Here is a 23,266-nt window from a genome sequence, read left to right as displayed (position 1 = left end):
TTAATCATAACAAATCATCATGAAAATACTCATCTATAGCCTCCGGGATTTCGAACAGCCCTATTTCGATGATACCTGCGCAAAACATTATTCCCTTCTAACGACCTCCAAACGCCTTACGGAAACAACCGTTGCCTTATCTGAAGGTTGCGATGGAATCTGCATTTTCACTTCTGATGACGCCCGGGCGCCTGTCCTGCAAAAGCTCTCATTACAGGGTATCCGTTACATCGCCATCCGCGCCGCCGGCTATGACAATGTCGATTTACAAGCGGCCGCTCAATTAGGCATACGTGTAGCTAATGTACCTGCTTATTCGCCCTATGCCATTGCCGAACATGCTGTAAGCATGATGCTGGCATTGAACCGGAAAATCAGGCTCTCCAACAGCCAGGTTCATCAGTATGATTTTACCATCCGGAACCTGGTCGGATTTGATATGCATCAAAAAACTGTTGGCATCATTGGTACTGGTAAAACAGGCGCCGTTGTTGCTACCATACTACATGGTTTTGGTTGTCAATTGCTGGGATATGATATTGAGCGAAATAACAGCCTGGCATCAAACCTCGGACTGCGATATACAGATCTGGAAACATTGTACAGCTACTCCGATATTATTACCCTGCACACAGGTCTAAATAGCGGTACCAAATACATGATCGACAAAAAAGCGATCATGTCCATGAAAAAAGGCGTGATGCTGATTAATACGTCCCGGGGCGCTATAATTAATACAAAAGATGTTATCGATGCCCTGGAAACCGGGCATATAGGCTACCTGGGCATCGACGTCTATGAAAATGAGAAAGGAATATTCTTTGAAGATCTCCGCAACAAAAAACCGGCAGACAAAATACTGGACAAATTATTAAATATGCCCAATGTATTGGTAACGCCACACCAGGGGTTTGCAACACACGAAGCGCTGCAAAATATCGCCACAACTACCTGTAACAATTTTCATGATTGGGAAATGAACGAAACCTGTCCAAATGAGCTTAACAATATTGCCCTCATATGACATTTTCATCTGTTACATTATCAAAACTCCTTTACCATACTTTCCATCTCACCACATCTGTATCCATGAACCATTCGCCATTACCAGAAGTTGTCCGGTATCTTCCGGTACCATACGCGGTGAGCAACGTTCCGTCAGGCAACTGCACGGTGGAGGTAGACTGACAGGAGCGATAAAAGTAGTTGGGATTTGTTAATGGCAAATTACCTTTCCACCTGGAAATTACATACCGCTTGTTGATATTCCAGGTTGCACCGTTGTCGGTACTAAGTATGGCTTCAATACCGTAGTAGGGGTAACCATCAGTTGAATTACTGAAATTATCATCTATGCCATTTCTTGCACCACCTACGCGTACCGCATAAGTCATCAGTAGCGTATGCTGATCGTTCAACACCAGCATACTGGCATGGTGCCGGCCATAGGAAAACAACACTTGTGGTGTGGACCAGGTAGCACCCTTGTCTTTTGAAATGGAAACAGCCAGCCCACCGTAGTTGTCATAGTTCGGCTTATGATCATTATAGTTAAATTGCGCGGGGTCTGTATCCTTCCTTAAAGCAGCTACCCAATCGCCGTTAGGAGCCACCACCAGGCTGACTTCATTGAAGCCTTTCCAGTTAAGAACCTCCCTGGCCGTGCTCCAGGTAGTTCCCTGGTTGGAGGAAGACCGGATAAAAGACTGTGAAAAATAATTAACGTTTCCAAACACACCGTTTGGCTTGAATCCCGTTTCAGTTATTTGCTGAATGCCGTTATCATTGCTAACCAACAGTGGATTCCAGGGAAATATGTTTGTGGTATCTGGATTACTGAGAGAAACCCAGGAGGCACCATAATTTGTACTCCTATAGAACGCGTTCTTAAAATTATCCTCAAATGAGTATAACACCCCATTACCCGCATACGTCAACCCAATCGGCTTACCTATCGGGAACTGCGTTCTGCCGCTCCAGTTCATACCCTGATCTGTGCTGGACACAAGCACTCTTTGACTGCTATTATTACCATTTACTACAGCAGGAAAAGAGAGCAACTGCATCAATAATTTATTTTGCTCCGGCATATATACCAGATACGGCTGCTGGATATCGTCATTGTTCCATGCCTGGCCACCAAGATGCTGCAACTCCGCCGATCTAACAGTTGTACTATCCGCTTTCCACACGGAGTGATTATATGACCACAACGTTGCCTGTCCGGTGGTATCTCTTACCGCCAGCAGATCATATCGTTTATCGCCAGAGAAATCAATACCATTGAACTCTCCCAGGCAAAACGTATGACCGGAATAATCGCCCTGTCCCTCCATCATGGTGGCAACAGCCCCGAAACTACTGCCAGTGTTGTTCCACATCACAACCCGGCCGTATTGCGGCGTAACGGCTACAAGATCACTTCTTCCATCACCCGTCATATCAGCCGCCATAAAATTATAACCAGTATAATTACCCTGGTTCTCCATCCAGGAAGTGGCAGTACCCAAAGCACTGCCGGTACTGCTCCACACAACAGCCCGACCAGGCTGTGGTATTACCGCTACCAGGTCCGACTTGCCATCTCCGGTCATATCGGCTGCCAAAAATGTATAGCCGGTAAAATTCGCCTGATTATCCATCCATACAGCGGCAGCTCCCATCCCATTACCAGTGCTGGGCCATATAATAGTACGCCCTGTGGCTGGCGTAACAGCCAACAAATCGGCTTTCCCGTCACCCGTCATATCCGCCGTCAAAAATGTGTAGCTGCTAAGGTTACCCTGGTTCTCCATTAAAGGCGTCATTGTGGGGAAACCGCTGCCAGTACTTCTCCAGATCACTGCTCTTCCAAATTGTGGCGTAATAGCAATCAAATCAGCCTTTCCGTCGCCCGACATATCAGACACCATAAAATTATAACCGCTGTAGTTGCCCTGGTTCTCCATCCAGGCTATCGGAGGCCCGAAAATATATCCTTTATTTTCCCACACCACGGCGCGACCAAATTGTGGCGTAACGGCGATCAGGTCTGCTCTCCCATCACCCGTAACATCGCCTGTGAGAAAATTGTACCCGGTAAAGTTTCCCTGCCTCTCCTGCATAATCTTGCTTTCGAACAACAGGTTATTAATGGGCGTACCCTGTAGTTGTACGGCATCCATCGTTTTTCCATTTGCATCAAGCCGGCCTAAATTCTTCTGGGTTTTCTTACACGAAACAATAATTAATACCATCAATAACTGCATGGTAACATAGGTTTTTCCAAATAATAATTTCATGAAATCAGGGTTTAAAAAACTGCGATTAACAAAGTGGGTTTTCTCCCCCAAAATACAATTATCCGCGGTAATATTTTACGCTTGTCTATTTTACGAAAATATATATGCCGGCATACTTTGTATATCAACTCTTCCGGTACTAACAATAAAACACCATCACTCCGTTGCCACCTTCCTCACCCGGAAAATAAGCCCTTCCACCACATCACCTTCCATCCGAAACCTGATAGTAAACGGCAACTTAACCACCTCCGCTGCCATACCCTGCTTCTGCAGTTGAACAGTATCAATCCTGGCGGTATAAGCTCCCGGCGGCAGGCCCATATAATCGAAATAACCATCTGATTCCGTTTGCGCGCGCGCTACCAATGTAGTATCATTTTTATAGAAACTAACCGTCAGCCGGCCCATTCCATTCTGGCTATCCTGGCCATCCAACAACAATTTACCGGAAACTTCTCCCATGATGCTGACAGGCACTTCTATCAGCTTCATCTGGTTAGGATCGATGGCTACACTGATAGCAGGCTTTTTAATGCGCCATGCCACATTTTCGAAACTATTTTTTGCCAGCTCTATAAAATAATATTCATACGGCTCCAGGTTTACAATCCGGATGGTGGTATCATGGAAGTTTTGCAGTATTCGCCCTGCGTTACAGTTTACTTTCAGTCCATACGCTTTGGGCTCTCCCGGGTCGCGACGATCATTGCCATTGAGGTCCAGGAAAGGCACCAGTACTACTCCTCCGGTACCTACGCTGGTCCGGTTGCTAAACCCAACAGACCGGGTCTTATCATCATATATCAGGCTGCCCCGGGCAGATTCTACGAGGGTACTCATATTGGTTCCCTTCCACGCGGAAAATCCGATCTGTGAAAATGCAAAATCATAACGCAGTCCTACTCCCACGTTGGTAATATCACTTTTATAATTGCGCTCATAGGAAACATTCACATAACCGTGTCTGAAAAGATACTTGCCCAGCTCACATCTCATCGCCATCACACTATTGGTATTATACTGATATTGCAACTGCGGTGTGGCTATGATAGCTCCCGGCAGGCGGAAAGTGAGCGCCAGGTTACTATAAACAAAAGCGGGTTCTGGCTTCAGGAAGATGGCATAGGTACTTACATTAACGCCCACACGGGCAACAGCGCCGGAGATCAGCCATTCTGCCGTGGTATACCTGGTATCAGGCATGATGATCTGGTTAAGCGTAAGGCGGTTGTAAAAAGAAAATCCTTTGGTAATAAAAGGTTTTGAAATAATAAATTTCCTTTCTTCCACATAATTATAAATGATTGCCTGCTGTCCCTTTTTATACCGGGTGTAATATAATTCAAACTGCAAGTTGGAAGGCATGCGATAGGTGAGAATACCCCGCCCTCTTACGCCATAGGTATAGTCTGCCGACAGCAAAAGATTAGGTGTCATACGCATTGATGCCGTTACAAAAGGCATCAATTTACCTTTGGTGATAGATGACAGGTATTCCATCCCCGCCCCCAGGGTAAGCTTCCGGCTAGCGCCATAATTCATTTGCAGGCGGAAAAAAAAACTATTATGGCCATCCTCTACAACACCGGCACTGGCAGTATACTCAAACTCGTGTAACGGTAGAAAATTGAAAGGAATGCTTATATTTTCTTCCCTGGACCTTTCCTCACCCCAGGGGCCGTAGAAACGAAGCTTTACGATTGAATTACCATATACCAACGGCACCTGGAAAGTATAAAAACCTGCCGCATCAGCAGTGGTATAATCTACCAACGCATTGTTAACATACAGCTCTACGGTCCATCCCGGATCAGTATAATTACTCAATGTATAGGAGCCATAGGAACGTCGGTAGGAAGTAGGCGAATTGGTAAACTGTACCCCTACTATCGGATCAAAAATAGAGGCCACCGATGGTACAAATATCTTTCCGGCTATCACCTGTCGTAACAGGCTGTTGTCGTTGTTAACATACCGCCACCGGTAGTATTGCTGTCGCTGATCGAATGGCTTTACAGCAGATAAAGTATCATGACTGAATGGTAGCTGGCTTTGCGCATAGTTGTTATAGTTAAGCGATACATTGGTTTCGCCGCCCAGCACCATACCTCCCAATGCCAGGTTCACCCAGGTATCGTTCGCATTGGTTTCCGGGCGCTGGGTAGCAACCACCGACCAGTCGGCCGTACCTATACTAAACATCGGGTGCCGCGGACCTATGATGGTATCTGCTTTCAACTCTCCTTTCAGGCGACTGATATTCTTACGCATCATTTCCTGCCGCATTTCCCGGATAGCGGGCAGCTCCTGCCTGGTTTCCAGTTTCACCGAAAGAGAGCGGAAACTAAACTGGCAGGTCAGGCCAAATACGGAAGCCAGGCAACCGGTACTCAGGTAGATGCTGGTTTCCGTACCCACCATATCATTCTTATTCAGTGGCGTCAGCTTTTCCCCGTAGCGGATAACACTATTCTTTTTGTCTATCAGGAACGGCGCTTTCTCCGTAATAAAAAAACCATATACCGAATCCATATGAGGAGTAGCAATGTTCTTTATCTTCAGAAAATTAAACAGGTCTGTAACAGATAAGTAAGCTGAATCATTGTTGATCACGGCCGAAATTTCTGCGCCACCAATACCCTGCACCACTACAAACACAGAGGTTTCATAGAAAACCGGTTCTGGTTCAGGGCCTATCGCCAGGGCTTTCCGGGGTACAAACAATGATAGCATGCCCAATATAACCGGGATGACTATCATCCTGGTTATACGACACAAACGGCCGAAGGTGCTATTTTCATATGCTGCTATCATTTGACCTGCCTGGAATTATTCCTGTATAAAAGTGACATTAAACACGCCACTATAAGCGCCTGATGGATTAGAAATCGGGGGCCCTACCGTAAGCGTTCCCCCGATTTTCACCAGGTTCGTCGCCGGCGGCGTTGCCGTGGTAATGAAAGTACTGCCTGTACTGGCAGCACCTATATGTAAACTGATAACACCGCCATTACTGCCGGTGAGCGTTACATCCGGACCATTTAATATTGAAACAAGCGTTCCCCTGTTGGCCGTTATTTCAAATATAGCCGGTGAAAAAGGATAACCCAGGTTCGCCTGTATAACACTACCGGTAACAGCGCGCGAGCCATCCGGATAGATGATCACAGTACCTCCCGACATACCCTGGAAAAAAGCGCCAAAGATAAGTCCCTGTGCAGGGTTCACATACACAGAAATTGGCTTTGGTGGCGGCTCCTGGGCATACGCTATTGAATGGCCTATTAACAGGTATATGCCAGCAATTGCCACCCGGTACAGCCAATTTGTAGATATAATTTCTCTAAGTCCCAAGCCCATCTCAAAAAAATTACTGGTTAACGATAAACACTTTCCTGGAAACCACTTTATCATTTGCATGGAAAGAAACGATATAAATGCCACTGCTGTATTGCTTGCCAATCACATGCTGCTGCCCATTTCCCACCACTTCTTTCGACCACACCACCTGACCAAGTAGATTAGAAATGGTGATATGGCATTTTTCACCTGTTACTTTATCAAAATATCCATAAAGTGTTTTCCCATTGAAATAAGCGCGGAATACCGGTTCCGAAGCTGGAGATACTACTTCCCCACCTTTCCGGAATACCAGGGAGAAACGCCTGTCATAGCTGCCTGCCTCCAGGTATACCCTGTACTTTGCGTCTTGCAACAGCTCCACTGTTTTACCAACCGTTTCATCCTTCAGGTAAATGTGTAATCCGTCGGGAATACGCAACAACTCTATGGTATTGAAAGTGATCCATCCGGTTTTTTCCATTTTTAATCCTATAGGAATGACGGTATTGGAATCCGGGTTCGCCGGCCACGCATTGATAGAGAGACGTTGATTATCCGCCGACAAAGTATACATATTAGGAACAGTGGGATCGGTATTCATCAGTTTCAACGCATCCATGTCTTTTTCAAAAGATGGCGTGGCAGCAGCATCGAAATAAACCACCAGCGGATCCACCGACAATCCATCGTCAGCAAAGGCAGCCCCCAGCCTCAGTAGTGGCATTGTTTGCGGCACCCGGTGAAAAACAGGCGAGAGATTAGTCGTTCTCACATTGTTGTTAACAGACAAAGTGCCGGATACAGGGAACGTACCACTGGTTACATGTATGAAAAATCCCTGCATGGAGGCAATGATATTTCCCGCGATGCCATCACTGGAAACCCCATTTATATAGGAGCTGTAGGTGCCGGTATACTGGTCGGTGGCACCCGTATTAAAATAGTAAACGGCGTTATCCACATTGGTACGTGTCCATCCGATAGCTGCGTCCCAGTCAATCGGCGATGGATACGGATTACCTACCAGATTAAACCCTTGCGTATATGGTTGATTGTTATTAGTGACTGTAGGCGCCGTCACCGTACCGTTATTCACGGTTCCGGTCATATCTACGGTTACTGGTGAAGTGGAAGTGCCCATTTGCGCAGCATATCCCACCATAGGTGTAAGTATATTGGTAGTGGTAGTATAGGCTACCCACCCGGTAGATGCACGGTTTTCCACATATTGATAAAAAGAGGGAAACGTAGCATTAAGATTAATGTCATTGGCAAATTCATTCACTGTTGATGCCTGGAAGGGAGCACTAAAATACCGGTATCCGAAGCCGGTAGGAAGATATCGCCGCATGGTAACGTTCCCAGACACCTGCCCGGCGCCGCTGCCATCAATCAACGCCGTTTGGCTGGCGGTGGAAAGCAGGGTTAAAAAGCCCCCGGTAGTTAACTGCCCGGCAGTGATCCTTAATATACCACTCAGGTTCAATACTCCGCCCAGTGTTACGCCGGCAATATTATTAACAGTAAGGTGTTGTATAGTATTTGAAGAGAAAGTAGACGCTGGTATTGCCTGGGCAGATAACCCATTTAACACAATAGTACCGCTTGTGGCCGTAAAAGTACCGCTGTTGGCGATTACGCCGCCTATCTGCAGGATACCTCCATTTACGGTTACGCTCGCACCGCTTTGAATGGTAATGTTATTGGTAATCGCTGTTCCGGTATTGATCAGCGGATAATTAACAAGACCAGTAGGAATAGTTACATTGGTAACACTTACCGGTATTGCCGCCGGCGACCAGTTGCCGGTAACATACCAACTGGTGCTGACAGCCCCGGTCCAAACAGCACCTATCGACAACTCGCCCACCGCCAGATCGCCGAAGGCAGTCAAACCCGTTGTTTGTATGGAAGTAGCCAGGGGGGCCGTTACCGATGGCTGCGTCCAAGATCCGCCACTATACCTGGCCACTTTAAAATTAGCTGTATTGGCCCCTGCATCTACGTCGGCGGCGGTCCAGTTGAGCGTAGCAGTAGCTGTGGTAAATACGGTGCCATTGTTGGTAACAGACCAATAACGGTTTACTTTCTTACTGGTATTTAAGCCGGAAGTAGCCAGGTTGGGATGGCTTTCTGGAGTTACCAAAGCAGTTACATTTCCGCTGGTACCCACGCTGGCAAATAGCAGGGTGGCCGGTGTATAATTCAGGCTATCGCCCACTTCGTACAGTCGGTTGATATTAGTACCGGTGGCAATGTTCTTTTGCAGTAAACCATATACCCATCCGGTACTTTGCCCACCGCCAATTACACTTCCGGTGGAGGCAATAATCATGGTATTACTGCCCGTCCGTATCCCTTTTGCGGTAAATGTTAAGTTACCGTTGGCGGTTATATTGGAAGATAATACCACTGCTCCTGCCGTCTTATTAATAGTAATATGATTAAATGCCCCTGTGGAACTAACGTTTTGATCCACGCTCCCCGAAAAGTAAATGGTGGAACCGGTATTGGTAAATGTGCCACTCGTCATTGTCCAGTGTCGCCGGAGCGTATCCGTAAAGCTACCTGGTACAAAGGTGCCATTGCTCAATGTAAAATCATTTTGTATTGTTAATGCAGCGGTGGCCGTTTTGGTGCCTGCTGTAGAAATGGTCAAATTTCCATAGGGAGTCACGGCAGACACGGTTTGTGTACTGCCACCATATTCTACCGTACTTAAAGTATCCAATGCGTAATTATCAAATGCAGGGAGACTGTAAACGCCTCTCACAATTAGCCGGGCACTGTCGTTGATCGTCAGCACGCCACCGCCGGCAGGATCTTGTATAATAGTAGAATCTCCTGTATCCAGCGTCCCACTTACTATTGAAAGGGTTGACATTAAACTGAGCGTTCTTGCTTGTGTTACGGTGGCGGTAGCCGATTTTTGTACTCCCAGCTGCGCCAGGTTAAACGGACTGGCCGTACCGCCAATAACAGAAGGTCCGCTGCCTGTCATATTAGGCATACCAATAGACGCATCCAAGGCACCGTTGATCGTAAAATTATTCTGTATGTTGAAATTCGATTCCGTTTGTATCGTTCCGTTGATCACCAGATTGTAAAATGTTGTACCCAGGCTGCCTGTCAACGTCCCGGAGGGTGCCGTCATCGTAAAAGTAGAAGTACCTCCATTCAATGTCCCATTACTTTCAATGTTGCCGTTTGTAGTAAATGTATTACTGCCTGCGTTAAAGATGGCATTTCCGGCAATATGCAAATCTGCGTTCAGGCTCCAGTTAGCGGTAGGACTAACACCTGCGGTATTGGTGATGTTGACGATATTCAGGCTATTGGGCGTACCATTCACCGTTATGGCGGCTGTACCACCAAATATAACTGTACCTGTGCTGGAAAAAGAAGTACCGGTAAGTTGTATATTCTGGGGAGAAGAAGGATTAAAATTCAGGGTACCGCTGCTGGTTACGGTGCCATTGTTAGTAAAACTGCCCTGAATAGTATGCGTAGGCAAGCCTCCGTTAAAAACAGCACCACTACTGATATTAAACGCTACCAGCACTAGCCACCCCACACTGGGATTGATACCCGCCGTATTATTTACATTCAGCGTGGCGAATGTGGGAGAACTGGTAGAATTTAAGACCGGGGAAACATTCCCGTTAAAATTGATAACCCCGGTCGAGTTAGACACCAGGGCATTAATGAAACGGATCGTTTGTAAGGAGGTACCGCTAAATGTGGTCACACCATTGCTGATAAGTGACCCGCTATTGATCAGATCGCCGTTCACGGTAGCCGACCCGCTGCCCCCATCGTACGAACCGCCGGTGACTATTTGTAACAATCCATTATAGGTGATATCACTACCAGCCACCGCATAACTACCATATACGGTAAGCCTGTTGAAAGTAGTATTGCCGGTAATTGTTTTGCTGCTTCCATTTAGTGTAACCGTTCCCGTTCCTCCCGAAAAAGTACCGCTATTGCTCCAGTTACCATACAAATTAGTGGTAAATGCACCGGCACTATAGGTAACGCCACTACCAATTGTGAGGTCATTATTGACGGTGAAATTTGCCGCCTGTGTTTTAGTACCACTCCCACTTAACGTGAGGAATCCATACGAAATATTACCAGACACAGTTTGGGCCCCTGCCGCATTGTAATTAACCGTACTTGTATTTCCTAACTGGTATTGGGAGTAATTGGCCGGAAAATTGGCGGTACCACCCACTGTTAATAGGCTGCTGTTCGCCACCGTCAATATCCCGCCTTGTGTAGCACGGTTGGCAGTAAAGGTGGCTAGCCCAAGGGTACCGGCATTCACCGAAAGATTTCCATTCATCACGATGTTGCCGGTGAGTGAAGCTGTTCCTCCCGTTTTATTAACCACCAGGTTGTTAAAGGTAGTACTGCTGATATTTTGCGCATTACTGCCAGTAAAATTAATTGTTCCTGTCGACGGTGTAAACGTACCGCTATTGTTCCAATTGCCGTTGAGCGAAATAGCAGCGCCGCCTCCGTTGGCAGTCGCACCTGTACCGAGCGTTATATCACCGGTTACCGTGGTAGCAGCATTCACACTCAAATCGCCACTACTCACGGTGAGGTTGCCATTCACGGTGGTACTGCTATTAATTTGGGCGCTGTTGGCAGACTTATTAATGGTGAGGTGATTATAGGTAAGACCCGCCACCGACTGTAATGCGGCGCCATTATATATCACCGTGCCGCTGCCGGCGGTAAAGGTACCACTGGTATAATTAAAATTGCCACCGATACTGAGTGAACCAGTACCGGAGCAGGCAATACCCGCCCCGCCTGATTGTGTCACTGATCCGCCCACGGTAACACTGCCATTGCCCACGTTTAACTGGACGGTATGCCCGGCGGTACCATCGCTTAATACCAGGTTGCCATTTACGGTCATCGTTTGAGCGCCCACATTAATTGTATGTGCAGCATTGCCCGACCATACCCCGCCGATATTTCCCTGGGTGGTCAACGATCCTCCTGAGGCCAGTGTGAGGGTAGCCGCCTGCACACCGCCAAAGGAAATACTTTTCACATTGGCGCTGGCGCTGATCGTCGGCTGGTTCGTAAATGCAATAGTGCCTATTTCAGCGATGTCATTAACACCTGGCGGACGGGATGGACTACCCTGGGCAACCGTCCAGTTACCGGCGGTGTTCCAGTCTGTACTCACACTACCATTCCACCTCACCACATTGGCGGTTGACGAAAGCGTATAACGCCCGGCAAAAGAGGTCAGCAGCTTGCTCTGTTCCACATAGTTTGAGGTAGTGCTGCTGACAGAGTTGCCATATACGCTCCAGCCCGAACCGGTATTGCTCCAAATCGTGAGCCCTGACTCAGTGTTACCGTTCAAGTCAGCATCTTCGTAGTGAAAACGTAACGTTGTGGTAGCGGCCAGGGCAAGCGCTCCGCCAACAGTGATATCATACTCGCGGTTAATAGCTGCACCGGATGGAAAATCTGCTACCGGTTGCGAAAGTACAGACATGGTAACAGAAGTGACACCAAGAGCGTTAAGTGTAATGGTGGTATTGGGTCCTTCAAAAGCATAGGTAGTGCCCAAAGCAAAGGCATGGGCGTGTTGAATAGTACCCAGTATAATGCCGTTGCCACTTCTGTCGCCGGTAATGGTAACAGTATTAGCCCCGGTATTCATGGTCCCGCTGGTCATCGTGAGCGTTGCCACGGAAATATTATTGACCAATGTTACCTGGGTAGCCGCAGTCGATTTATTTATAACGAGCGTACTAAAGGTAGAAGCTCCTGTGATAGAGGTGTTAGTCCCACCGGTAAGCGTTACCGTACTTGTAGACGCTGTAAACGTACCGTTATTAATCCAGTTACCGGATATGGAAATAGACTGACTGGAACCACTAAACGTGGTACCTGATGCAATGGTAAAGTCGCCATTCGCAGTCACTGTTCCTCCCAATGTTTTGGTATTGCCTCCACTAACCGTCAGGTTGTTAAAGGTGCCTGCGGGTATTGTCTGAGCAGCCGTGCTATTGAAATTGACGGTATTGGGAACGGAGGAGGTTACGTTGAGTGTACCCGCAGTAACGGTATAGGTATTGGCAATACCCAGTGTGGAATTTGCCGACAATAGTAAAGAGGTACCATTCAGGGTAACGTTAAAAAGATTGGCGGTACCATTGAGCACGCTGGTGCCGGTAAAGGTAGCAGTACCGGCGCTGGCCGAAAAACTACCAGATACATTCAGTGTATTATTAACAGAAAAATTGGCTGTCGATGTAATGGTACCTGTTGGTATCAGACTTCCGAAATTCAGCGTACCGGCACCGGAAATAGTTTTTCCAGTGCCACTCATGGTAACACTGCCGGATGTATTGGTAAAGGTGCCGCTGGCAGAAATATTACCCGTTAAAATAATATCTACTGCCGCTGTCACGGTTCCTGATATGGCCAGGTTTTCGAAAGAAAAGCCGGTACCGGTAATACTGGCGCCAGTACCACTCATGGTAACCGTACCACCTGTTTGATGTGTAAATGTTCCGGGAGCCGTGCTGGCAAAATTACCGGAAAGGTTAAGTGAAGTACTGGCCGCTGCCGTGATATTGGTGGCAGCTACGGTCAGGTTGTTAAAATTATGCGTCCCCGACCCACTGATAGAAGTACCACCTCCTGTCATCACTACGGTGCTCGTACCTCCACTGAAAGTACCATTGTTGACCCAGTCGCCTCCGGTAGTTACTGTAAAGCTACCTCCACTAAATGTAGTTCCTGTGCCGATGTTGACATTACCACTTACGGTAATATTGGAAGCGGCGGTATAGGAAACAGCGGTACCACTACCTATAGCCGAAGTAAGGTTTCCCGCCACCGTAAACGCCGTAGATGGCATCGTTTTCACAGAGGCGCTGCTACCGGACGATAACGTAAGATTACCATATGTTTGAGCGGCTACTGTTTGAGTGGTACCATTGTACTCTACAGTGCTGGTCAAACCGAGGGATACGGTGCCGTAATTGGCAGGAAAGGTACCAGTACCCCCTATCTTTAACGAGGTGGCATTAGCTACGGATATACCTCCGCCCGCCACAGTGGTTCCCCGGCTTGCGGTAAACGTCGACAGGTCGAGCGTACCAGCCAGCACCTCTATAGTACCTGCTGTTGCTGTAGTGGAGTTAAGCGGGTTCAGGTTACCCCCCAATGTCTTTATGCCGCTGCCACTAATTCTCAGCGTGGAATAAGTCAGGTTATTTTTAACCGTTTGATTCACCAAGGTGCTGCCATAGTTGACTATACTGCCGGCAGCCAGCGTAATAGTCCCCGTTGAAGCATAATTACCGGCAAATGTGGAGGCATTCACCTGCAAAATACCACCGGCACTCACGGTAATATTGCCGTTTCCCGAAGTAGTAACAGGCGTGGCAACATCTGCTGGAATAAATGTACCATTAACGGTCAATGTACCGGCAACAGTCATGTTCGTATTCTGGGTGGTAGTACCTCCCACGCCAATGGTCAGACTGCGGAAAGCGGTAGCAGTAGTCCCTCCAATGCTCTGGGTTACTCCCGCAAATGTTACTCTGGCATTGTTGGCGGTAGGCGTATAGCTTCCGTTGTTTGTCCAGTTCCCATTAACAGTAAGCGTACTCCCTTTTTGGCTAATAGTACTGCCAGCAGCAATCAACAGGTTACCGGAAACGGTAAGGTTCTTACTCACAGTGAGGGTAGCGTTTACTCCGGCTCCTACAGTAAGTGATTTACAGCTGGCGCTTGCACTAATGGTCGGGCTGAAAGCTCCCGTAAAACTGGCATTACCAATCACCACATCCACCGTGGCATTGGGAACCCCGGCAGTCCAATTGGCATTGTTAGACCAGGCAGTACTGGCAACTCCCGTCCAGCTGGTTTGCGCCAATGATAATACGGGCAACAGGAAAAGCCCGGTTGTCATGAGCCAACCAGTGATGAATAGAATATGGCTCCGGCCCATAGCAATACAGGGGCTGCCTATGTGGGAAATCCGAAAATATTTATTGATACCTGACTGACGAATTAACCAATGCATAATCACTTCCATAGGAGCGTTATTTGGTTGATGCTTCCCCGCTACAGTACCAACTCAGCCGCTGCTAATTGCTGGGTAGCTGTCTTCAATTTCGTGGTGTATGCTACCCGTAACTTTCCTGCGTGATAATTAATTCCTGGCTTGTTTTCGAGGGGGAGGCGGAGATAACGTTGTTTATTGGGGGTATATACTGCTAATCCTCTGGCTACGGCCACTTCTGTTACCTTTCCCTGGGGAGAAATATGTTCTACTGTAATATCACCATACACGGAAGCATTCCCTGACCGGTTGAGCAAAATGCCCAGCGTGGGTGACGCAGCCTTGGCAAGGTCTACAGAAAGATCTGATAACTGCACATTAGCGGTAGTTTCCCCCACTCTTATGATAACCGGGATCGTAATGCCAAAGACCGGCGTAAGCTTTACGTTAATACTATTACTATCTGATGCTGGCTTGTTTTCACTGGAAGTCATATCACCGGGTACTGCTCTGAAATAAAGATGAGAGCGGTATTCGCCCGTTGTCAACTCCCCGCTACCGGTTAACTGCAGCTTTATTACCTGTGCTTCATTAGGGCCCAGCACAACGCTTCGGGGAAAAAAACGAAGGTACTTACTGGCAAATTGTTGCCCCGAATCCGGTTCGTTAATCTGGTCAAAAGTGCCATTTTGATTCATCCGGATTTCCACGAATGAAATAAGATACCTGGCGGTATCTGTACCGGCATTTGCCAGATTCAATTCCTCCGCGCGTTTCTGCCCTTCAAAAACAACTCTTACGGGCGTCACCAGGAGATTACCCTGTGCGCTTGTCAGGAGTCCGTAACAACATAAAATAGTAGTAACAATAAAACGGGAGGTACATCCGATATTTAAAATATCCGGTCTTACCGATATCCTCATGGGTTCATGCTTTAAAATAAAAGCGTATAGCCGCAGCATGCCACGTACTATACAGGAAGTTCATAAAGTTTACCTGGGGAAAAATCAGACGGCTTTACACAATCCCTGCGTCAGTTATAATTAACAGTTACATTAAAAGGGGTGCCTGATACATAAGTTCCGGCTGGCTGAGCAGCGGTAACATTCAGGGTAGCACCCACATTGAGCGTTTGAGTACCCGCAGTGAGTGTTCCCACCCCTGAAGGAGTACTTGTAAAAGTGCTGACTGTCATCGTGTTCGACCCACTGGTAATGGTCAGTGCCGAAGATGGCAGGGTAATGGCGTAAGTGTAATTGCCTGTTCCATTCACGGTAAATGAGGCAGCTGTAACAGTTCCGGTAGCCGTTGTAGGCAGGGTTACACCTCCGGTAGCAGAACGGACACCGGCTGGGGTAAGCACTACTGTACCTCCTGTTGTAGACTGAACAGCTACATTGCCGAAGTTCATGTCAACAGTCTTGGTAATGCTAATGGGAGTTACAATAGTGGCCGTAGCAGTGGCCGAGGCCGTTTCCTGTGCTACAGCGCGGGCGCCCACAGCCATAAACGCCAGCGTGATGAGTGCAGTAATTTTAGTTCTTTTCATTTTTGCGGTTATTTTAATTTTGAAGGTATATTCGTTAAACTACCGGCAAATAATAGAGATAGTTTTGGCTATATCACATGTCTTCTTTCTGATTCTGGTTGTTAACTCACAGCGTTTTCATTCTCCCGTTACCGTTAGACCGGCTATTTCTATAATGAAGGTAATATAAATATTACTCGCTGGGAAATATTTATACTTACCCATCAGGATAAGTTAAGCTGTTATATATCAGGGCCTAACGGCAGAGCACCATCATCTTCTCTCTACCTTTAAATACATCAAAATGAACAAAATGTTCATTACTGGTCCCACACAAAAAAGCCCTCCGCCTAAGCGGAGAGCTTCTACTGGCATTTATTTACTACTTTCCTGCAATAACAACTCCAACTGCCCCTGCAGCCGAGGTAATACCTCCGGTCCCTCAAACCCAATATTGGTAAAGCGGATATCCCCTTTTTTGTTGATCATATAAGAGGCAGGAATGATATTAAAACGGAACTTTTCTCCTATTTCCGGATCCGTATTGTAATATACCGGGAAAGAATATTTTTTATGTTCACTCCATGCCTGCGCATCGGCCAGCGTATTCCTGGCGCCACTGTTGGTGATCATAAACACCACGTCGGGATGATTTTTATATTGGTCGTACAATTCCTGCAGGTAGGGCATTTCCTGCATACAGGGAACACACCACGTTGCCCAGAAATCAATGACAATAATTTTTCCACGAAGCGAAGCGGCAGACACCGGTTTTCCCTGCATATCCACGAAACTATTGAGCACAGGCGCCGGCTTACTGATCTGTTGTTGCAGCATCTTTTCCAATTGTATTTTCTTCCTGAATTGCGCCAGCATCGCCAGCTTTTCGGCGTTACCTGTTTGCCGGTAAAAAGCGGCAGCATCATCCAGGGTGGCTTTATCGGCATCGGCTTGCACGGCCAGCTCCATATGCTTACCGGCATCCTCCAGGCGATGTTGTTGCAGGTCTATCAGTCCCAGCAGGGCATGCAGGCGGTGACTGGCCTTACGATACACCGCCTGTTTGGTGCTATCATCTGCATAGGGATAGATATAACCTGTTTCCGGGAAATAACGGATCACACCTACCGGGTAGGTATGCACACTATCTAAGGCACGTTGTGCATAAGCCCGGGCGCTGTCTGGTACAATACCACTTTCCAGCAGGGTTTGCGCTATTTCCTGCCAGGTCGTTGCTTTGTAGGGATCGGGTTGCTGCGAAGTCAGAAACCGGGCATGGTACAAGGCTTTGTCGCTGTTTTTGCGGGCAGCATAATAATGGAATAATTTATCATGCATCTCCACAAAGGATTCCCGGTTGTCAATAGTCTCCTTTTGCAGCTCTTTTTCAAAGAAAGCTATTTGCGCGGTCGTATCTTTTCCTTTGGCCCGGGCAGCGGTATTGAGTTCCCGGCCAGGAGCCGATTCGGGATAGCGTTCCATCACCACTTTCCGGATGGAGTCCAACCGCGTGCTTTCACCGATAATAAGATACCCCATCGTTACCTTATTAAGATTCCCGCTGTTGCCGGGAGCGGCATTAAAACGACCGGCGATCACCCGGTGTGCCTGTTCCCTCAGCTGTAACTGTTGTGCGGGAGATGTGGACTTGTTGATTTCATAAGTGAGCAACCGGAGCTGCGCCTCGTAGTTACCCGGGTACAACGCTAACTCCTGTTTGTAAAGCGCCCCTTGTTTGTCTGCCAGCAGCGGGGATTTTCCTATTTGAGCGCTCAGGCTGTAGGCTTTATAAAGGTACCCGTTTTCCACGGGCACCTTGTTTTTATAAACGGGGACTTCATAATGTTGATCCTTGGCTGGCTTATCCACCGCTTCACCGCTTTCCAGGTAAAAGGTGGCAAAAACAGTATAGTCTGCCAACACAAAGGAAGCAGTCCACTTACCATCCTGCGGGCGCATTTTCATGCGCCAGGGCAGGTTGTAAAAGTTGGAATAGGAAAACACCAGGGTGATATCTGTACTGCTGGCTGGTATGCCACTGCCAGGCGCCGATGGATCGTAGGTAACGGTAACCGTTTGCCCACGCTCCGGGTAGGCAGGCGTTATCGTTACCCGCTGCTGTGCATCAACGCTGGCGATAGCCAGGAGTATAAACCCCATCATCGCAATAATCTTTTTCATCTGGCTGGCTTTAATTATAACCTGGATTTTGTGTGAGATGTTGGTTGGTGCTGATGGCATCTGTAGGAATCGGGTACAGGGTATCAGTCGGTTGCCAGTTGGCGCCTTTCAACGGTCCTAATACAGCATCAGATCTTTTGGTACGCTTCAGGTCAAACCAACGATGGCCCCATTCTACAAATAGCTCCGACCGGCGTTCGCGTTCCACTGCCAGCAGCAGTGCCGCCTGGTCCAGGTTAGCAGGTAAATCGGTCAGACCGGCTCTCTCCCGTATGGCATCCAGGTCGCTACGGCCTTCATCACGTTTATTTTGCCGGATACGCGCTTCGGCACGAATTAAATATTGTTCTGCCAGGCGCATCACCATGGAATACTCTGTTAATGCCGCAGAAGGAGCGGTACGTATCTTATACTTATAAGGGAAGTAATACACGCCGGAAGCAGTGGTCCTGAAATCTGTCCATTTCGCTGCACGCTGATCACCACTTTCAAAGGCAGCCACCAGGCTGGAATGCAGCCGGAATACGGCGGTACCGGTGGCGGTAGCTGGCGTAGAGGTAAATCCTTCCCAGGTGTTGCGGCCTCCCAGCACATTCAATGGCTGCAACTGGAAAAGCGCCTCCTTACTATTGGCCAGGAACACAGTGTTCAGGTCTTTCAACAACGTATAGTCGTTATTGTTAATCACCAGGGAAGCAGTGGCTTCTGCCTGTTGCCAGTTTTCCGTATAGAGATATACCCTGGCCAGCAATGCATTAGCCACGGCCCTGTTAGGGCGGTTGCGCTGTGCGGTAGGGTATTGATCGCCCATCAACTGCACGGCTGTTTTGAGATTGCTGATAATGGTGTCGTATACTGCTGCACGCGGCGCCCTTGGCAGTTGCCCATTTACCTGGTAATCGGTACCTGTCACCATAGGTACATCTCCATACATATTCACTAAATAAAAGTAAAAGAAGGAGCGCATAAAATAGGATTCTCCCAGCAGCTGGTTCTTTACAGCAGGCGTAAGCGTAGTTGCGCCCGACACGCCTTCAATACAGGCATTCATCTGGTAGATATAACTATATACATCGGCAAACATGCTTTGTACATATTGACTACTCGGCAGCAGCCGGTTTTCCCTGAACACATCGTAGTTGGCGAAGCTGGCAAAATAGTATAAATCATCGGCCTGCATAGAGGTGAGGTAATTCATCAGCACATTGGCAAACTGGTAGTTGAAGGAATACATGTTGCCATATACGCCGGTTACCGCAGCCGTAGCCGTTTTATCATCTTTAAAAACAAGACCGGATACCAGTTCATTCTTTGGCAAAGGCGTATCTACATACTTGCTGCAGGACGTAGCCATGAAAAGGAAAATACCGGTTAATAATATATGAATACGTTTCATGTGATATCTTTTATCTGACGTCAGAAAATTTATTAGAACCCAAACTGTACCCCGATCGTATATGACTTCAATGGCGGCATCACGATACCCAGCGTTTCAGGATCCAATCCTTTATAGTTGGTGATCGTGAGCAGGTTCTGTCCAAGTGCGTACACACTGGCGCTGGTGATTTTCCATTTTTGGGTATACTTAGAGAGATCATATCTCAGGGAAACATTCTTTAACCGGATATAGGAAGCGTTGCCCCAGTTGGCGGTAGACAAGCTATAATTACGGTAAGCAGAAGAACCATCGGTAGTGGTGGCGCCGGGAACAGTGGTGATATCTCCTGGCTGATGCCAGCGGTCTAATGCACGGGTATCCTGGTTGGCGAAAGCTCCAATGGTGGTGGTGTTATAACCATAATTAATACCCGGCCCATCCTGTTTCACAAACTGCCACAGGAAATCCAGGCTGATGCCTTTCCAGGTAAAGCTGTTCAGCAGTCCTCCATAAAAGTCGGGGGCCCGTTTGCCTAATATCACATAGTCATCAAACTCAGTAGGCGTGCCACTCTTGCTGAAAAATTGAGGGACACCGGTGTTGGGATCTATTCCCTGGAACTGGTAACCTTTTACGATAGACAGCGGCTCTCCTACTACATAAGTGTTCTTGTAAGTAGATGATTCAATACCAGGGAATGATTTCAGTTTATTCTTGTTTACAGAAAAATTGAGTGAAGATTGCCAGGTAAATGTTTTGCGCTTTACATTGGTAGATGATACTTCAAATTCCCAACCGCTGTTCATCACACTGGCGGGGAGGTTGGCTGTAATAGAGCCAAAGCCAACCTGCGGTGTAAGCTGGTAAGGCACCAGCTGGTTATTGGAAATATTGTAATAGTAATTAGTATTAAAGAGAATGCGGTTTTTCAGGAAACCCAGTTCCAGTCCTACTTCTTTCTTATGATTTTCTTCCCATCTGAAATTCGGATTTGGCAGGCGGGAAGGTGTTAATCCCGGTATACCTGCGTAGGGATAAGGATTGGAGCTCCATGCGTCGAGATATTGGTAATCGCTGATGTTGTCGTTACCAGCATTACCGATGCTTGCACGCAGCTTACCAAAGCTCAGGAAGCCGTCTTCACCGATAAAACGTTCTTTACTGAAAATCCACGCGGCGCCTACGGCGCCGAAGTTACCAAAGCGGTTACCAGGCCCGAAGCGGGTAGATCCATCGCGACGGAAAGAAGCATTGATAATATATTTTTCTTCCCAGTTATAATTCACTCTACCGAATATGGAAGTGTAGCGATAAAAAACATATTGGGAAGGGCGTGGCACTACCAGGCTGGCAGCTTGCTGATCTTCCAGTAAAGCATCGCTGGAAAACCCGGAGGCAATCACCGATTGGCCTTGCGTAATGCTCTGCTGGAAGGTGGCGCCAGCCATTACCTGCAGGTTGCCTTTGGCAATGGCCCGGCTATAATCCAGTTGTGGCTCTATGATATAAGACCCCATGCCCGACGACCCAAAATAAGACTCACTACCGGTAGACGTAAGTGGATTAAAGCTGGCGTCCGGCGTAATCCGCATCTGCTTCATATCAGTACGGGTATAGCCCAGGCTGGCCTTTGCATTTAACCCAGGTAAAATAGTATACCGGATCACGGAATTAGCCAGCAACATGTTGGTGGTCAGTTCCGATTTTCTTAGCAGGTAAGCCTGCGGATTCTGCGCATTGGAAAACCAATACAATTTACCGGTTGAGTCGTACAACGGGTAGTTGGGTGGCAGGTTATAAAACATCGTCAGATCCACTGGCAAAGAATTATCCTTGCTGCTGGTATAGTTAACAGACGCGGTAATATTGAATTTACTATCCTGGCTGGTATGGTTCACATTAAGATGTCCGGCGCCGCGCTGGTAGCCCAGACTACCCGGCATTACAGTGGTTTCTTTATGGTAAGTACCGCTCAGGAGGAACTGCGTTTGTGCCGAACCACCGGATACAGATCCCTGCGCTTCAGTGATATGCGCGGTATTCCCCATAATAAAACGCTGCCAGTCGCTCGTTTGCTGCTGGTCCCAGATGGTCAGGTCCGGCGCTATGTCTTTGTCGTAGGGTTTATTATCATGTGCATAAGCTTCTTTACGCATGGCAATATATTGCGGCGTATTCAGCATAGGCATGGTGTTCACCACTTTACCTGCACCCGTATATACGTTAAAGTTAGTTTGCGTTTTACCGGCCTTTCCTTTTTTGGTGGTAATCAGGATCACGCCATTACCGCCCCTGGAGCCATAGATAGAAGTAGCATCGGCATCTTTGAGTACGTCGATACGTTCTATATCAGCGGGGTTAATAGATGCCATAGGGCTTTGCTTGCCATTGGCAGAGGTAAATTGGTTGAGGGGCTCCGAATAAAACGGAACCCCGTCTATTACATACAATGGATCATTCGGGCCGGATAAAGAGCTTTGTCCGCGTAATACTACGCTGTAGTTGGAGCCAGGCAAACCGCTGGAAGAATTCACAAATACGCCGGATACCCTGCCCTGCAATGCAGCAAGGGCATCGAGTACCGGTTGGGAGGCAATATCGCTGGCTTTCACGCTGGATACTGAACCAGTATTAAATCGTTTGCTGGTAGTACCATAGCCAATCACTACGGCTTCATCGAGTCCACTGGCCTGTTGTTTCAGCACGATATACAGCTGACTTTTTAAATTTACCGGCACCCGCCTGGTTTCATACCCCACATAGGAACAAACCAGTGTTTCGCCGGGATTGGCGGCAATGGAGAAATAGCCGTTCTCGTTAGTCAAGGTACCGGCAGTGCCATTCAGTATTTTCACTGTTACCCCGATCAGGGCGGTGCCGGCAGCATCTTTTACAATGCCCGTTTGCATTTGCTGTGCCGCCTCGGGGCTCACGATCTCCGTTTCCTTTTTTTCCACCGGCAATATCTTCTTCCGGATAAAAATTGTTTTGTCTTTGATTGTAAAGTCCAGCGCACGGTCTTTAAACACATCGGTTAAAAAGGTAGCCAGCGCAGTATGTTCCGCATGAATGGTAACCGGCTTCACATGTTGCAACACCTCCCTGTCGTAAAAGAACAGGTATCCCGTTTGTGCTTTTACGGCGTCGAATACTTCCTCCATCGGCGCATTCTTTACATGAACGGTGACCGCCTGCGCAAATGCGCCGGCAGATACTTTGAGTGTAGCCACCATCATGAGAATAATTGTCAATCTCATAGTGAGTGCAATTTTGGTTGAGATAAGCCCGGGCATAGAAAGGGCTTTACCATGAAAATTCAATTGCATAGATTTGCATTTGTCTGGTTGGATAATCGGTATTAAGTATTTGCGTGCTTATGGCGAATGACAGCCGGACTTATGCCGGGGGTGGCTCCAATCACCTCCGGTTTTTCACGGCTGTCCTTTCACACATCTAAAATTGGCTGTACATCATGTTTTGTTAACTATAGCTATAAAAAA

At 47.5% G+C, this 23,266-nt stretch carries 10 protein-coding genes; 1 reads left to right on the top strand and 9 read right to left on the bottom strand.

What is annotated here, in order from left to right:
* Positions 1–19 precede the first annotated feature (19 nt).
* Entirely contained in the window at positions 20–1,024 is a 1,005-nt protein-coding gene (locus tag FHW36_RS08015; protein WP_145665113.1) for a 2-hydroxyacid dehydrogenase, read from the top strand.
* A gap of 31 nt (positions 1,025–1,055) precedes the next feature.
* On the opposite strand, the gene FHW36_RS08010 is transcribed toward FHW36_RS08015, so the two are convergent.
* From FHW36_RS08010 to FHW36_RS07970, 9 genes are all read right to left on the bottom strand, one after another.
* Entirely contained in the window at positions 1,056–3,281 is a 2,226-nt protein-coding gene (locus FHW36_RS08010; RefSeq protein WP_145665110.1) for an FG-GAP-like repeat-containing protein, read from the bottom strand.
* A gap of 156 nt (positions 3,282–3,437) precedes the next feature.
* Positions 3,438–6,098 carry an MSCRAMM family protein gene (locus tag FHW36_RS08005; RefSeq protein ID WP_145665107.1) on the bottom strand — a complete coding sequence of 887 codons (2,661 nt, stop codon included), beginning with the start codon at positions 6,096–6,098 and terminating at the stop codon, positions 3,438–3,440.
* 15 nt (positions 6,099–6,113) lie between these two features.
* Positions 6,114–6,518 carry a DUF4402 domain-containing protein gene (locus tag FHW36_RS08000; protein WP_186452337.1) on the bottom strand — a complete coding sequence of 135 codons (405 nt, stop codon included), beginning with the start codon at positions 6,516–6,518 and terminating at the stop codon, positions 6,114–6,116.
* A 136-nt stretch (positions 6,519–6,654) separates the two neighbouring features.
* The gene (locus FHW36_RS07995) at positions 6,655–14,712 is read right to left on the bottom strand and encodes a T9SS type A sorting domain-containing protein (RefSeq protein ID WP_145665100.1); all 8,058 of its coding nucleotides are present in this window, start codon (positions 14,710–14,712) and stop codon (positions 6,655–6,657) included.
* Between the two features lie 29 nt (positions 14,713–14,741).
* The gene (locus FHW36_RS07990; RefSeq protein ID WP_145665097.1) at positions 14,742–15,602 is read right to left on the bottom strand and encodes a fimbrial biogenesis chaperone; all 861 of its coding nucleotides are present in this window, start codon (positions 15,600–15,602) and stop codon (positions 14,742–14,744) included.
* A 110-nt stretch (positions 15,603–15,712) separates the two neighbouring features.
* Positions 15,713–16,228 carry a DUF4402 domain-containing protein gene (locus tag FHW36_RS07985; RefSeq protein WP_145665094.1) on the bottom strand — a complete coding sequence of 172 codons (516 nt, stop codon included), beginning with the start codon at positions 16,226–16,228 and terminating at the stop codon, positions 15,713–15,715.
* A 354-nt stretch (positions 16,229–16,582) separates the two neighbouring features.
* Complete coding sequence (locus tag FHW36_RS07980) at positions 16,583–18,388, bottom strand: TlpA disulfide reductase family protein (protein ID WP_186452336.1); 1,806 nt, start codon at positions 18,386–18,388, stop codon at positions 16,583–16,585.
* A 10-nt stretch (positions 18,389–18,398) separates the two neighbouring features.
* Positions 18,399–19,784, bottom strand: a complete 1,386-nt coding sequence (locus FHW36_RS07975; protein ID WP_145665088.1) for a RagB/SusD family nutrient uptake outer membrane protein — start codon at positions 19,782–19,784, stop codon at positions 18,399–18,401.
* 32 nt (positions 19,785–19,816) lie between these two features.
* Positions 19,817–23,023 (bottom strand): SusC/RagA family TonB-linked outer membrane protein, encoded by a 3,207-nt coding sequence (locus FHW36_RS07970; RefSeq protein ID WP_186452335.1) that lies wholly within the window; start codon positions 23,021–23,023, stop codon positions 19,817–19,819.
* Positions 23,024–23,266: the final 243 nt, after the last annotated feature.

The sequence above is a fragment of the Chitinophaga polysaccharea genome, from assembly GCF_007829335.1.
GTDB lineage: Bacteria > Bacteroidota > Bacteroidia > Chitinophagales > Chitinophagaceae > Chitinophaga > Chitinophaga polysaccharea_B.
This window is presented reverse-complemented; position numbering and strand designations above follow the sequence as displayed.